Genomic DNA, 12,925 nt, shown 5'->3' with positions numbered 1-12,925 from the left:
ATCCCTTGTATGGCGTGTGACATACGGGCAACGCCGAGGGTTCGAACCGATTCAGAGGCTTTCCGATGCAAGCGATCAAGGGTTATCACGCCCACGTCTATTTTGACGCCAGCAGCATTGCGCAGGCGCGGGCCTTGTGCGAGCAGGCCGCGCAGTTGTTTCCGTTGAAAATGGGCCGCGTCCACGAACGCCCGGTCGGCCCGCACCCGGACTGGAGTTGCCAACTGGCCTTCGGCCCCGACCTGATTGCCGATGTGCTGCCGTGGCTGGCGCTGAATCGCAAAGGCCTGGTGGTGTTTCTGCATCCGGACACGGGGAATGACTTGCTCGACCACACTGAGCACGCGATCTGGATGGGCGCGATTCGCCCGCTGGATCTGTCTATTTTTTAATCAAATCGTTTCTTCGGCTTCACCCGGTAGATGCTCGTCCAGATGCAGCCAGGGCAATTGGCTGTCCGTCCAGATATGCCGTTCGGCGGGCGCCAGTTCCGGGTGATCCAGCGTGGCGATGGTCACGTCGATGCTCTCGGGACTGAGCCGCGTCACCAACGCCAGTTGCGCGCCGCACTGCGCACAGAAGTACCGCGCGCAACTGGCGGATGAGTCATAACGCGCGGGCTTACCGGCCAGCCATTGAAAACTCACCGCCGGCACGGTGATCCACGTCGTGACAATCCCGCCGCTGACTTTGCGGCAAATCGAGCAATGACAGTGGGCGATGTCGTGCAACGCTCCGCTGAACTGATAACGAATGTGTCCGCAATGGCAGCCGCCGCTGTGCAATTCGTTCATTTCGAAGCTCCCCTTCCCGTGTTTATTGACTCTGGTTCGCATCCGACGGCCGGTTGACCGTTCATTCAAAGCTTTCTGCAGCGAAAGGTAGCTGAAAGCTTGCGCGATTAGGATCGCCTCCACTTCCGGCAACAGACCGGTTGGCCAACGCGTGTGATATCTCGCACGGACGGCCCAATTAACAACAACAATGGTGATTCTGATGTCCTCTGTAACCCGCCTCCTCGCTTCAACTCCGCCCGTACGTCTCGTGCTTGCCGTTCTGCGCTGATCCCGTCCGATCTGCTCATTTAACTAGCCGCGCTACGCCTGGAGTATTCCCATGCTGACTTTCCTTGGCTTCGCCATGGTCATCACGTTCATGTTCCTGATCATGACCAAGCGCCTGTCCGCGCTGATCGCTCTGATCATCATCCCGATTGTCTTCGCCTTGTTCGGTGGTTTCGCGCCGAAGATCGGCCCGATGATGCTCGAAGGCATTACCAAGCTTGCGCCGACTGGCGTGATGCTGATGTTCGCCATTCTCTATTTCGCCCTGATGATCGACTCCGGCCTGTTCGACCCGGCCGTGCGCAAGATCCTCAAACTGGTCAAGGGCGACCCGCTGAAGGTTTCGGTCGGCACCGCCGTACTGGCGCTCGTCGTTTCCCTCGATGGTGACGGCGCGACCACTTACATGATCTGCGTGGCCGCCATGCTGCCGCTGTACAGCCGCATTGGCATGAGCCCGCGGATCATGGCCGGTCTGATCATCCTCGCCGGTGGCGTGATGAACATGACCCCGTGGGGCGGCCCGACTGCCCGTGCCGCGAGTGCGTTGCATGTCGATCCGTCGGACATTTTCGTGCCGATGATTCCGGCCATGGCCGCGGGTGTGGTGGCGATTCTGCTGATCGCTTATTTCTACGGTAAACGTGAACGTGCGCGTCTAGGTGAGTTGCATCTGGTTGGCGATGATATCGATCACAGCGAAATCAGCGTGTCGCAGTTCCCGGATGCCCGCCGTCCGAAACTGATCTGGTTCAACGGCGCCCTGACCTTCGGCCTGATGTGCACCCTGATCGCCGGTCTGCTGCCGTTGCCGGTGCTGTTCATGGTGGCGTTCAGTATTGCCATGATCGTCAACTACCCTTGCCTGCAGATGCAGAAGGATCGCGTCGCCGCTCACGCCGGTAGCGTGCTGGCAGTGGTCGGGCTGATCTTTGCGGCGGGTATCTTCACCGGTATCCTGTCCGGCACCGGCATGGTCGATGCGATGTCGAAGAGCCTGTTGGCAGTGATTCCGGATTTTCTCGGCCCGTATCTGGCCGTGATCACGGCGCTGGTGAGCATGCCGTTCACCTTCTTCATGTCCAACGATGCGTTCTACTATGGCGTGTTGCCGGTGTTGGCCGAAGCCGCCAGTCACTACGGGATCACCGCAGTGGAAATGGCCCGTGCCTCGATCGTCGGTCAGCCCGTCCACTTGCTGAGCCCGTTGGTGCCATCGACGTATCTGTTGGTGGCTCTGGCCGGCATTGATTTCGGTGATCACCAGCGTTTCACCCTGAAATGGGCGATCCTGGTGTGTATCTGCATCCTGATTGCTGCACTGCTGTTGGGGACTTTCCCGGTGTTCAGCACTCTATAAGCCCAAGACTCACCGTTTCGGGTCCTGGCTTCGCGGTTTGAAGCCCGGACCTTTTTCGGTTTAACAATCGCTCAAAGGAATACACATGGAATGGCTGACCAACCCCGAAATCTGGGTTGCCTTCTTCACCCTGACCGCCCTGGAAATCGTCCTCGGCATCGATAACATCATCATGATTTCGATCCTGGTCAGCCGCATGCCCAAGCACATGCAGCAGCGCACCCGGATCTTCGGTCTTGGCCTGGCCATGATCACCCGCATCCTGTTGCTGCTGTCGATCACCTGGGTCATGCGCCTCACCGCTGACCTGTTCGAAGTGTTCGGCCAAGGCATTTCGGGTCGCGACCTGATCCTGTTCTTCGGTGGTCTGTTCCTGCTGTGGAAGAGCTCGCAAGAGATGTACCACGCGCTGGAAGGCGAAGATGAGAGTGATGACACCCCCGGCGGCAAGGGCGGCAACTTCCTCTACACCATCATCCAGATCGCGATCATCGACATCGTCTTCTCGCTGGATTCGGTGATCACTGCCGTGGGCATGGTTTCCCACGTGCCGGTGATGGTTGCGGCGATCGTTGTGGCCGTGCTGGTGATGATGCTGGCCTCGGGCAAGATCAGCGAGTTCATCGACAAGCACCCGTCGCTGAAGATGCTGGCGCTGTCGTTCCTGCTGGTGGTCGGTACCGTATTGATTGCCGAGTCGTTCGACGTGCATGTGCCGAAGGGCTACGTCTACTTCGCCATGGCGTTCTCGCTGGCGGTTGAGGCGATCAACATCAAGCTGCGCGGCGCGATGGCCAAGAAAAAGCAGCAGCAAGACCCGGTGAAACTGCGCAAGGACATCCCGGGCCAGTAACCCGGTAGTCTTCAGGCAACACCCCTTGTAGGAGTGAGCCTGCTCGCGATAGCGGTCTGTCAGTCAACATCAATGTTGAGGCTGATGGCCCTATCGCGAGCAGGCTCACTCCTACATTTGTTTGTGGTGGATTCAGGTGGGTGTATGAAGCGCTTTTCATGACACTTTTGTTTCAATCCACACTTTAGCTGTGCAATGCTGGCGCCCAGACCGTTAGCCAACTACAGCTTAAGTATCAAAAACGTAGAAACCGCGCGGTACCGTCCACTTGCCCCTCTGGGGCGCTGCTACTACAGGGGATTTGTATGCTCACCCTGCTCAATCTGCTTTCCGCCGTCGCCCTGCTGATCTGGGGTACGCACATCGTCCGAACCGGCATCCTGCGGGTGTACGGCACCAACCTGCGCCATGTGATTGGCCAGAACATGTCCAAGCGCTGGCTCGCCTTTGTCGCCGGCATCGTCGTCACCGCGATGGTGCAGAGCAGCAACGCCACCGCTATGCTCGTCACCTCCTTCGTCGGCCAGGGCCTGATGGCGCTGACCCCGGCGCTGGCGACCATGCTCGGCGCCGACGTCGGTACCGCGCTGATGGCACGGGTGCTGACGTTCGACCTGTCGTGGCTGTCGCCGCTGCTGATTTTCCTCGGGGTGATTTTCTTTCTGTCACGCAAACAGACGCGCCTCGGGCAGATGGGCCGGGTGTCCATTGGCCTCGGGCTGATCATTCTCGCGCTGCAACTGATCGTCGAGGCCGCCGCGCCGATCACCCATGCCCAAGGTGTGAAGGTGATTTTCGCCTCGTTGACTGGCGACATCCTCCTCGACGCCTTGGTCGGCGCGCTGTTCGCGATGATTTCCTACTCCAGCCTCGCCGCCGTACTGCTCACGGCGACTCTCGCCGGTGCCAGTGTGATCAGTCTGCCGGTGGCAATTGGTCTGGTGATCGGCGCCAACATCGGCAGCGGCATTCTTGCGTTCATGAGCACCAGCATGCAGAACGCCGCCGGCCGGCAAGTGGCGCTGGGTAGCCTGTTGTACAAATTGATCGGCCTGCTGCTGATCATCCCGGTGCTCGATCCGCTGGTGCACTGGATCGACAGCCTCGATTTCAGCCCGCAGGAAATGGTCATCGGTTTTCACCTGCTCTACAACACCGTGCGCTGCCTGATTCTGCTGCCGTCGGTGGGGCCGATGGCGCGGCTCTGCGCGTGGTTGCTCCCGGAGCGGCCGGAGGTCAACGGTACTGCCAAACCGCGCCACCTCGACGCTACCGCGCTGGTCACGCCAAGTCTGGCCTTGGCCAATGCCGCGCGGGAAACCCTGCGCATGGGCGATCTGCTCGACAACATGCTCGACGCCACCCTCGATGTGCTGCGCGGCAAGCAGACCGCTGTCACCCAGGAAATGCGTCGGCTGACCGATGACGTCGAAGCGCTGTACAGCGCAATCAAGCTGTACCTGGCGCAGATGCCCCGCGAAGACCTCGGCGAGCAGGACAGTCGGCGCTGGGCCGAGATCATCGAGCTGGCGATCAACCTCAAATTGGCTGCCGACCTGATCGAACGCATGCTGCGCAAGATTCAGCAGCAGAAGACTTCGCAGCGCCGCTCCTTTTCCGAAGAAGGTCTGGAGGATCTGGCTGGGTTGCAGCAGCAATTGATCGCTAATCTGCGTTTGGGGCTGTCGGTGTTTCTCAGTGGTGACCGCGAAAGCGCCCGCCAGCTACTGCGCGAGAAACGCCGTTTTCGCGCACAGGAACGCCGTTTGGCCCATGCGCATGTCAGCCGTTTGCAACGCAAGATCGTCCAGAGTCTGGAAACCAGTTCGTTGCACCTGGAGTTGATTGCCGATATGAAGCGGCTCAATTCGCTGTTTTGCGGCAGTGCGTATGTGGTGCTGGAAACGGCGGATACCGGGGCGCTGGAGTCGGATGATATGGCCGACATAACGCATTCGCCTTGAACGTCTGGGGCTGGGGTTAGTCAGTTACATTGATTCAGCCTTCAGGCCGCTATCGCGAGCAGGCTCACTCCTACAGTGGGACGCATTGCAAATGTAGAAGTGAGCCTGCTCGCGATGGGGGCCTGACTGACGACACGGATCTCCAAATCAGCCGTACGGAAGCCTGTTATGCGTTGCCTGTTGTTCGCCTGTCTGTTGCTCGGTTCCCTGCCCGCCTTTGCCCTGGATCGTTTTCAGGTCGAAGGCTATGCGTTGCCCAACGGTTTGCAGTTGCTGCTCAAACCCGGCACTGAGCGCGGGCACGTGGCGATCCGGCTGGTGGTCGGCGTCGGCCTCGATGATTTCGATTGCGATGACAAGGAGCTGCCGCACCTGCTTGAGCACTTGTTGTTCAGCGGCATCGACGCCACTGGCGAAGGGGGGCTGGAAGAACGCATGCAAGCGCTGGGCGGTGACTGGAATGCGTTCACCAGCAACGCCGATACCACCTTCGTCATCGAAGCGCCGGCGAAAAATCAGCGCAAAGTCCTCGACCTGCTGCTCGCTCTGCTCACACAAACGCGCATCGACGACAACGCAATCAACGCCGCCAAGCGTGTGGTCGAGCGCGAGGACGGCGGCCATTACACACGCCTGCAACGCTTTCTCGATCGTCAGGATCTCGGCCACACCGCGAGCAATCAGCTCGCCGTCGAACTGGGCCTGAAATGCCCGCAGCGTGCTGAAGTCGGTCACCTGACTCAGGAGCAGTTGGAAAAGGTGCGCAAAGCCTGGTACGCGCCAAACAACATGACCCTGATCGTCGTCGGCGAACTCGACAAACTGCTACCGGCGTATCTGGAGCGCACGTGGGGCGCGCTCGACGCGGTCGAGCCGAGCGAGCATCGGCCACTGCCGGACATCAGCACCAGCGCCGCCCATGAACGCACCCTCACCCGTGGTTTTATCGGCGACAGCGCCAAGCTGCACTGGCTGGTGCCGGAACCGGTGATCGATGATCAATACGATCAGACCTTCGACATTCTCAAGGATTATCTCGACTGGGCGTTGTACCGGCAGATTCGTCTCAACCACGGCTTGTCCTACGGGCCATGGGCCGAGCGTGAGGTGTTTGGCGGCGTCGGTTTCATGAGCCTGAATGCCGACCTCGATCGTGATGACGTCGATGAAGCCATTCAGGTGCTGGAAGACCTCAAGGCTGATCTGCTGAAAAACGGCCTCGACCCGGACACCTTCGCGCGGATCAAACAGGCTTCTATCGCCCATCAGGCCTGGGCGGTGCAGGGTAACAGCGCGATGGCGGATTACTACTGGAGTGCACTGGGCGATTACGAGGACGGCCGTTTTGCCAACCCGGCGCGGGAGCTGCAAGGGGTGACCCTGGAAGCGGCGAACAAGGCCATGCGTGAGTTGCTGTTGCAACCGGGGTATTTGCGGATCGAGAAGCCGTTGATCAGTGATGATCAGGTGTTGTGGTTGAGTGCGGGTGGCTTGGGCCTGGTGTTGCTGGTCCTGATCGGCTGGCGCCTGCACCACCGCCGAAAACCCGCCGAACACTAATCCTGTGGGAGTGAGCCTGCTCGCGATAGCGGTGTATCAGCCGCATAAACAGTGACTGAAAGACCGCAATCGCGAGCAGGCTCACTCCTACAGGGGTATGTGCTGGTTTTAAGTGACCATCAGCCTTGCGGGCGCTACTCTGTCGAGGTTTTTTCCTATCCAGTCGTGAACCGCCCAAATGCCGAAAATACAGCTCCTGATCCAGCGCATCCTCGAACTGATGAAGCGCTATCCCGGGGTCATTGCGCTTGGCGGTTTCATTTCCGGGGTCGGCAGTTTCATCATGGTCGATCGTCAGCAAGGGCTGGCGAGCTGGATCACCGTGATCATGCTGCTCAGCTGGATCTGGCTGATGCTGGAAAACACCCTCACCGGCCTCTTCACCCGCGTGTTCAAACGCGAGATTCCCCAGCCGCTGCTGCGTTACGCGACGCAGATGATCCATCAGGAAAGCCTGTTCTTCGTCCTGCCGTTTTTCTTCATCACCACGACCTGGAACAGCGGCCAGTTGTTCTTCACCGGCCTGCTCAGCGTCGCCGCCCTGATTTCCATCGTCGACCCGCTCTATTACAAATGGCTGGCGCCACGGCGCTGGGCGTTTCTCGCGCTGCACACCCTGACCCTGTTCGCCGCCCTGCTCACCGCGTTGCCGGTGATCATGCACCTGACCACGGCGCAGAGCTTCAAATGGGCGCTGGGCATTGCTGTGCTGTTGTCGTTCCCGAGTCTGGCGTCGATCTTCCCGATCCGCACGGTGCGCAATGCCCTGGCGATCTTGTGCATCACCGTCGGTATCGGTGGCGTCGGTTGGGCGTTGCGTTCGTGGGTGCCGCCGGCGACGCTGTGGATGACCGACGTGGCGATCAGCACGCAAATGCAGGACCGCACCCCCGGCGCCAGCCTCGACACGGTCAGCGCCGAGCAGATTCGTGGCGATGGCCTCTACGCCTACACCGCGATCAACGCGCCGCGCGGGCTCGATGAGCGGATCTATCACGTCTGGCAATTCAACGGCAAAGAGGTCGACCGCATCGCCCTCGATATCCATGGCGGGCGCAAGGAAGGCTACCGCGCCTGGACGCACAAGCAGAATTTCCCCGGCAACCCGGCGGGCAAGTGGCAAGTGCGGGTGCTGACCGAAGACGGCCAGGTGATCGGCGTGCTGCGCTTCGAAGTCACGGACAGCACAGCGATCAAAGAAAAGTAACCCGGTTCGTGCTATTACGTTAGTTCGCTTAGCAGACGAACAAGCACGGAGCTTATGACCAGCAGCTCGATCAGCGGTAATGCCCAACTGGACACGTCGATCAGTCCTGCCCGCTTGCGGGTGACGGGGGACTGGACGCTTGCCCATTACGCCGAACTCAAGCAACTGAGTGAAAAGCTCCACGGCCAGTACGATGCCAATACGCCGATCGATCTCAACAGTCTCGGCGCCCTCGACACCGCTGGCGCCTCGTTGCTGGTCGAACTGCTCGGCTCCGAACGCCTCGGTGAATCCGCCGAACACCCCGATTGCACCCTGACCTCCGCCGACCGCGCGCTGCTGCAAACCGTGTATTGCTCGATGACCGATTTCTGCGTGCCGATCAAAGAGCCGGAAATCAGCGTCAGCGTGCAATTGCTCACCCGCATCGGTCGCGCCGTCGACACCGTCTGGCAAGACACCCTGCAATTGCTCGGCTTCGTCGGCCTGATTATGGAAACTATCGCTCGTAGCCTGTTCCGGCCCAAGCGCTGGCGGATCACGCCGATGATCGCGCACATCGAACAGACCGGTCTCGACGCCGCGCCAATCGTGGCTTTGCTGACTTTTCTGGTGGGCGCGGTGGTGGCGTTTCTCGGCGCCACGGTGCTGGCCAGTTTCGGCGCGACGATTTTTACTGTGGACCTGGTGGGCTTCTCGTTCCTGAGGGAATTCGGTGTGTTGCTCACGGCAATCCTCATGGCCGGGCGCACCGCCAGCGCGTTCACCGCGCAGATTGGCTCGATGAAGGCCAACGAAGAAATCGATGCGATCCGCACCCTTGGCCTCGACCCGATGGAGTTGCTGGTGGTACCGCGTGTGCTGGCGATGCTGGTGGCGCTGCCGATGTTGACCTTCCTCGCCATGCTTTGCGGGATCATCGGAGGCGGCGTGGTCTGCGCGGTGTCACTGGATATCTCGCCGGCGATGTTCCTGACGCTGTTGCAGTCGGACATCGGCGTGCAGCACTTTCTGGTCGGCTTGGTGAAGGCGCCAATCTTCGCCTTCATCATTGCCGCGATTGGTTGCCTGGAAGGCTTCAAGGTCAGCGGCAGTGCCGAGTCGGTCGGCGCCCACACCACGTCCGCTGTGGTGCAATCGATTTTCGTGGTGATCGTGCTCGACGCGGTGGCCGCGCTGTTCTTCATGGAGATGGGCTGGTGAGTCGTCTACCCCGCGCGCCCTCGGAGGCGGTGATCGAAGTCCGTGGCCTGTGCAATCGCTTTGGCAGCCAGAGTGTGCACGAGAACCTCGATCTGGATTTGTACAAAGGCGAAATCCTCGCCGTGGTCGGCGGCTCCGGCAGCGGCAAATCGGTGTTGCTGCGCAGCATTGTCGGATTACGCCGGCCCAGCGAAGGCATGGTCAAAGTGTTCGGCAAGAACCTGCCGAGCCTGTCCGAGCATGAGCGCTCACTGGTTGAGCGGCGCTTCGGTGTGCTGTTCCAGAAAGGCGCGCTGTTCTCCTCGCTGACGGTCACCGAGAACGTCGCCCTGCCCCTTATCGAACACGCCGGCCTCAGTCGCAACGACGCTGAGCACTTGGCTGCCGTGAAACTGGCGCTGGCCGGATTACCACTGTCAGCGGCGGACAAATACCCGGCGTCGCTCTCTGGCGGCATGATCAAACGCGCCGCGCTGGCCCGGGCCCTGGCGCTGGATCCGGACATCCTGTTTCTCGACGAACCTACTGCCGGCCTCGATCCGATTGGCGCGGCGCAGTTCGATCAATTGATCCTGACCCTGCGCGATGCACTCGGCCTTAGCGTGTTTCTGGTGACCCACGACCTCGACACGCTCTACACCATTACCGACCGTGTGGCGGTGCTGGCGCAGAAAAAGGTCTTGGTCGCAGGACCTATCGACGTCGTCTCGGAAACCGACGACGCGTGGATTCACGAATACTTCCACGGCCCGCGCGGCCGCTCGGCGCTGGACGCCGCCAAATTGCTCAACGAGGTCTGACATGGAAACCCGAGCGCATCATGTGTTGATCGGCTTGTTCACCGTGATCGTGGTGGCAGGCGCCCTGCTCTTCGGTCTGTTCCTGGCCAAGTCCAGCGTCGATACCGAGTTCAAGGATTACGAGATTGTCTTCAGCGAGGCGGTCAGTGGCTTGTCCAAGGGCAGCCCGGTGCAGTACAGCGGGATCAAGGTTGGCGATGTGATCAACCTGCGCCTTGATCCAAAGGATCCGCGGCGGGTGCTGGCGCGGATTCGTCTGGCCGGTGATACGCCGGTCAAGGAAGACACCCAGGCCAAACTGGCACTGGCCGGGATCACCGGCACTTCGATCATCCAGCTCAGCGGCGGCACACCGGAAAGCCCGAAACTGCGTGGGCATGACGGTAATCTGCCGACCATCGTCGCCTCGCCCTCGCCTATTTCGCGCTTGCTCAATGACTCCAACGATTTGATGACCGGCATCACTGCGCTGCTGCAGAACGCCAATCAGATGTTCTCTGCCGAGAACGTCGAGCGTGTGAGCAAAACCCTCGCCCATCTGGAGCAGACCACCGGCACCATCAACGATCAGCGCGGTGACATCAAGCAAGCCATGCAGCAACTGGCGACCGTCGGTAAACAGGCCGGCAGCATGCTCGAACAGACCTCACTGCTGATGCGCAACGCCAACGGCCTGATCAACGACCAGGGCAAACAGGCACTGGGCAGCGCCGAGCAGGCGATGAAGTCGCTGGAGCAAAGCACGACCACCATCAGCACCCTGCTCAGCAAAAACGAAAACTCCCTCGACAATGGCATGCAGGGCCTCAATGGCCTGGCCCCGGCGATCCGCGAACTGCGTGAAACGCTGACCTCGCTGCGCGCCATCTCGCAACGCCTTGAGGCCAACCCCAGCGGCTACCTGCTGGGCCGTGACAAGAACAAGGAATTCACGCCATGAAGCTGACTCGACTTGCCCTCCTCGCCGGCTTCACGCTGATCAGCGCCTGTTCGATTCTGCCGCAATCCGAGCCGTCGGATGTCTATCGCCTGCCGGCCGCACAGGCGCCCGCCTCGGCCAGTTCAGCGGCGACGCAACGGTGGTCGTTGCGGCTGAACAAGTTGCAGGCCAGTGAGGCGTTGAACCGGCCGACGATTGCGGTGATTCCGCAGGGCGATGTGATCAGCAGCTACAAGGGCTCGCGCTGGAGCGATCCGGCGCCGGTGCTGGTGCGTAATCGTCTGCTGGATGGGTTTCAGCGTGATGGTCGGGTGACGTTGCTCAGTACCGATGACAGCAACTTTGCTGCGGATCTGGAATTGGGCGGGAGTTTGCAGGCGTTTCAGACCGAGTATCAGGGCACGCAGGCCAGCGTCGTGGTGCGGGTTGATGCGTTGCTCGTGCGTGGTTATGACCAGCGGATTCTGGCCAGTCGACGGTTTGAAGAGCGCCAGCCGTTGAACGATGTGCAGGTGCCGGCAGTGGTCGCAGGCTTTGGCCAGGCCAGTGATCGCCTGACCGCGAAAGTCGTGGCCTGGGCCGTCGACCAGGGCCAGAAACTAGCCCCCCAAAGACCTTAAGCCCAACACAATCCCCCTGTAGGAGTGAGCCTGCTCGCGATAGCGGACTGACAGTCACCGATGATGGCGACTGATAAACCGCTATCGCGAGCAGGCTCACTCCTACAGTTTGGATATTTGTTCAGCCGAAGAACCAGTAGCAGACGAAGATCGCGCCCACCACACCAGCAAACTCCGCCAGCAACGCACACCCCACCGCATGCCGCGCGCGCTGAATCCCCACCGCGCCGAAATACACCGCCAGCACATAGAACGTGGTCTCGGTACTGCCCTGAATCGTCGCCGCGACCAACGCCGGGAAGCTGTCGACACCGGACGTCTTCATCGTCTCGATCAACATCGCCCGCGCCGCACTGCCAGAGAACGGTTTGACCATCGCCGTCGGCAACGCATCGACAAATCGTGTGTCCCAACCGGCCCACTCGACCAGATGGCGAATGCCGTCCAGGCCAAAGTCCAAGGCCCCGGACGCACGCAGTACGCCCACCGCACAGAGCATCGCCACCAGATACGGCAGCAGATTCTTCGCGACATCGAAGCCTTCTTTGGCGCCTTCAACAAACGCCTCGTAGACCTTGACCTTCTTTAGCGCGCCGATCAGCAAGAACAGCATGATCAACCCGAACAGCGTGAGATTGCCGAGGATCGACGACAATCCCGCCAAAGCCGTCGCCGAAAGCGTGCCCAGCAGCGCCATAAAGCCACCGAGAATCAGCGCGCCGGGAACCAGATAAGCCAACACCACCGGATCCCAGATCCGCAGCCGCTGCATGAACGCTACCGAGAGGAAGCCGACAATCGTCGAGCAACTGGTCGCCAGCAGGATTGGCAGAAACACCAGCGTCGGGTCCGGCGCGCCTTGCTGGGCGCGGTACATGAAGATCGTCACCGGCAGCAGGGTCAGGGAGGAGGCGTTGAGCACCAGGAAGAGGATTTGCGCGTTACTGGCGATAGTGGCACTGGGATTGAGCTCCTGCAGCGCCTTCATGGCTTTCAGGCCGATGGGCGTGGCCGCGTTGTCGAGGCCCAGACCGTTGGCGGCGAAGTTCAGAGTGATCAGGCCAAGGGCAGGGTGACCGGCCGGGACTTCCGGCATCAGCCGCAGGAACAGCGGGCCGAGTACCTTGGCCAGCCACTCGACGATCCCGGCCTTCTCGGCGATGCGCAGAAAGCCCAGCCACAGGGTGAGGGTGCCGAACAGCAGCACCATGACTTCGACCGAGAGCTTGGCCATGGCGAAAATGCTTTCCACCATCGCCGCAAAGATCCCGGCGTTGCCGCCGATCAGCCACTGCGCCAGCGCCGATACGGCTGCCACGATGAAGAAGCCAAGCCACAGGCCATTAAGCATCAG

The 12,925-nt window shown here is 60.6% G+C and carries 12 protein-coding genes; 10 read left to right on the top strand and 2 right to left on the bottom strand.

The window, feature by feature from the left end:
• Positions 1 to 65 precede the first annotated feature (65 nt).
• Positions 66 to 392, top strand: coding sequence for a DOPA 4,5-dioxygenase family protein (locus KBP52_RS18285; RefSeq protein WP_212620693.1), 327 nt, complete (start codon positions 66 to 68; stop codon positions 390 to 392).
• On the opposite strand, the gene KBP52_RS18280 is transcribed toward KBP52_RS18285, so the two are convergent.
• Entirely contained in the window at positions 393 to 794 is a 402-nt protein-coding gene (locus KBP52_RS18280; protein WP_212620692.1) for a GFA family protein, read from the bottom strand. It lies immediately after the preceding gene.
• 322 nt (positions 795 to 1,116) lie between these two features.
• Here KBP52_RS18280 and KBP52_RS18275 point away from each other — a divergent pair, with 322 nt between their 5' ends.
• The 9 genes from KBP52_RS18275 (at position 1,117) to KBP52_RS18235 (ending at position 11,571) form a co-directional block, all read left to right on the top strand.
• Positions 1,117 to 2,424 (top strand): CitMHS family transporter, encoded by a 1,308-nt coding sequence (locus tag KBP52_RS18275; protein WP_064389709.1) that lies wholly within the window; start codon positions 1,117 to 1,119, stop codon positions 2,422 to 2,424.
• Positions 2,425 to 2,509: 85 nt separating this feature from the next.
• The gene (locus KBP52_RS18270; RefSeq protein ID WP_034152222.1) at positions 2,510 to 3,277 is read left to right on the top strand and encodes a TerC family protein; all 768 of its coding nucleotides are present in this window, start codon (positions 2,510 to 2,512) and stop codon (positions 3,275 to 3,277) included.
• A gap of 305 nt (positions 3,278 to 3,582) precedes the next feature.
• A complete protein-coding gene (locus KBP52_RS18265) occupies positions 3,583 to 5,241 on the top strand; it encodes a Na/Pi cotransporter family protein (protein WP_077575186.1) in 1,659 nt (552 codons plus the stop codon).
• A gap of 168 nt (positions 5,242 to 5,409) precedes the next feature.
• Positions 5,410 to 6,801 carry an insulinase family protein gene (locus KBP52_RS18260; protein WP_116028633.1) on the top strand — a complete coding sequence of 464 codons (1,392 nt, stop codon included), beginning with the start codon at positions 5,410 to 5,412 and terminating at the stop codon, positions 6,799 to 6,801.
• 178 nt (positions 6,802 to 6,979) lie between these two features.
• Entirely contained in the window at positions 6,980 to 8,008 is a 1,029-nt protein-coding gene (locus tag KBP52_RS18255; protein WP_016986428.1) for a DUF5924 family protein, read from the top strand.
• 54 nt (positions 8,009 to 8,062) lie between these two features.
• Positions 8,063 to 9,211: an ABC transporter permease gene (locus tag KBP52_RS18250; RefSeq protein WP_123593421.1), complete on the top strand. Its 1,149-nt coding sequence runs from the start codon at positions 8,063 to 8,065 to the stop codon at positions 9,209 to 9,211.
• Positions 9,208 to 10,011 carry an ABC transporter ATP-binding protein gene (locus KBP52_RS18245; protein ID WP_007911797.1) on the top strand — a complete coding sequence of 268 codons (804 nt, stop codon included), beginning with the start codon at positions 9,208 to 9,210 and terminating at the stop codon, positions 10,009 to 10,011. The genes KBP52_RS18250 and KBP52_RS18245 overlap by 4 nt, the downstream gene beginning before the upstream one ends.
• A gap of 1 nt (position 10,012) precedes the next feature.
• Positions 10,013 to 10,951: an MlaD family protein gene (locus tag KBP52_RS18240; protein WP_016986431.1), complete on the top strand. Its 939-nt coding sequence runs from the start codon at positions 10,013 to 10,015 to the stop codon at positions 10,949 to 10,951.
• Positions 10,948 to 11,571: an ABC-type transport auxiliary lipoprotein family protein gene (locus KBP52_RS18235; RefSeq protein WP_212620691.1), complete on the top strand. Its 624-nt coding sequence runs from the start codon at positions 10,948 to 10,950 to the stop codon at positions 11,569 to 11,571. The genes KBP52_RS18240 and KBP52_RS18235 overlap by 4 nt, the downstream gene beginning before the upstream one ends.
• A gap of 121 nt (positions 11,572 to 11,692) precedes the next feature.
• Here the strand turns inward: KBP52_RS18235 and KBP52_RS18230 are convergent, their stop codons facing one another.
• Complete coding sequence (locus KBP52_RS18230; RefSeq protein ID WP_123593419.1) at positions 11,693 to 12,922, bottom strand: spore maturation protein; 1,230 nt, start codon at positions 12,920 to 12,922, stop codon at positions 11,693 to 11,695.
• Between the last annotated feature and the right edge of the window lie 3 nt (positions 12,923 to 12,925).

Origin of the sequence: Pseudomonas sp. SCA2728.1_7, from assembly GCF_018138145.1 — a bacterium.
GTDB classification, from domain to species: Bacteria; Pseudomonadota; Gammaproteobacteria; order Pseudomonadales; family Pseudomonadaceae; genus Aquipseudomonas; species Aquipseudomonas koreensis_A.
This window is presented reverse-complemented; position numbering and strand designations above follow the sequence as displayed.

Coding starts and splice junctions, on each gene's coding strand:
- KBP52_RS18255 (WP_016986428.1), top strand. CDS start 6,980: ATGCCGAAAATACAGCTCCTGATCCAGCGCATCCTCGAACTGATGAAG.
- KBP52_RS18240 (WP_016986431.1), top strand. CDS start 10,013: ATGGAAACCCGAGCGCATCATGTGTTGATCGGCTTGTTCACCGTGATC.
- KBP52_RS18265 (WP_077575186.1), top strand. CDS start 3,583: ATGCTCACCCTGCTCAATCTGCTTTCCGCCGTCGCCCTGCTGATCTGG.
- KBP52_RS18250 (WP_123593421.1), top strand. CDS start 8,063: ATGACCAGCAGCTCGATCAGCGGTAATGCCCAACTGGACACGTCGATC.
- KBP52_RS18235 (WP_212620691.1), top strand. CDS start 10,948: ATGAAGCTGACTCGACTTGCCCTCCTCGCCGGCTTCACGCTGATCAGC.
- KBP52_RS18260 (WP_116028633.1), top strand. CDS start 5,410: ATGCGTTGCCTGTTGTTCGCCTGTCTGTTGCTCGGTTCCCTGCCCGCC.
- KBP52_RS18230 (WP_123593419.1), bottom strand. CDS start 12,922: ATGCTTAATGGCCTGTGGCTTGGCTTCTTCATCGTGGCAGCCGTATCG.
- KBP52_RS18275 (WP_064389709.1), top strand. CDS start 1,117: ATGCTGACTTTCCTTGGCTTCGCCATGGTCATCACGTTCATGTTCCTG.
- KBP52_RS18285 (WP_212620693.1), top strand. CDS start 66: ATGCAAGCGATCAAGGGTTATCACGCCCACGTCTATTTTGACGCCAGC.
- KBP52_RS18280 (WP_212620692.1), bottom strand. CDS start 794: ATGAACGAATTGCACAGCGGCGGCTGCCATTGCGGACACATTCGTTAT.
- KBP52_RS18270 (WP_034152222.1), top strand. CDS start 2,510: ATGGAATGGCTGACCAACCCCGAAATCTGGGTTGCCTTCTTCACCCTG.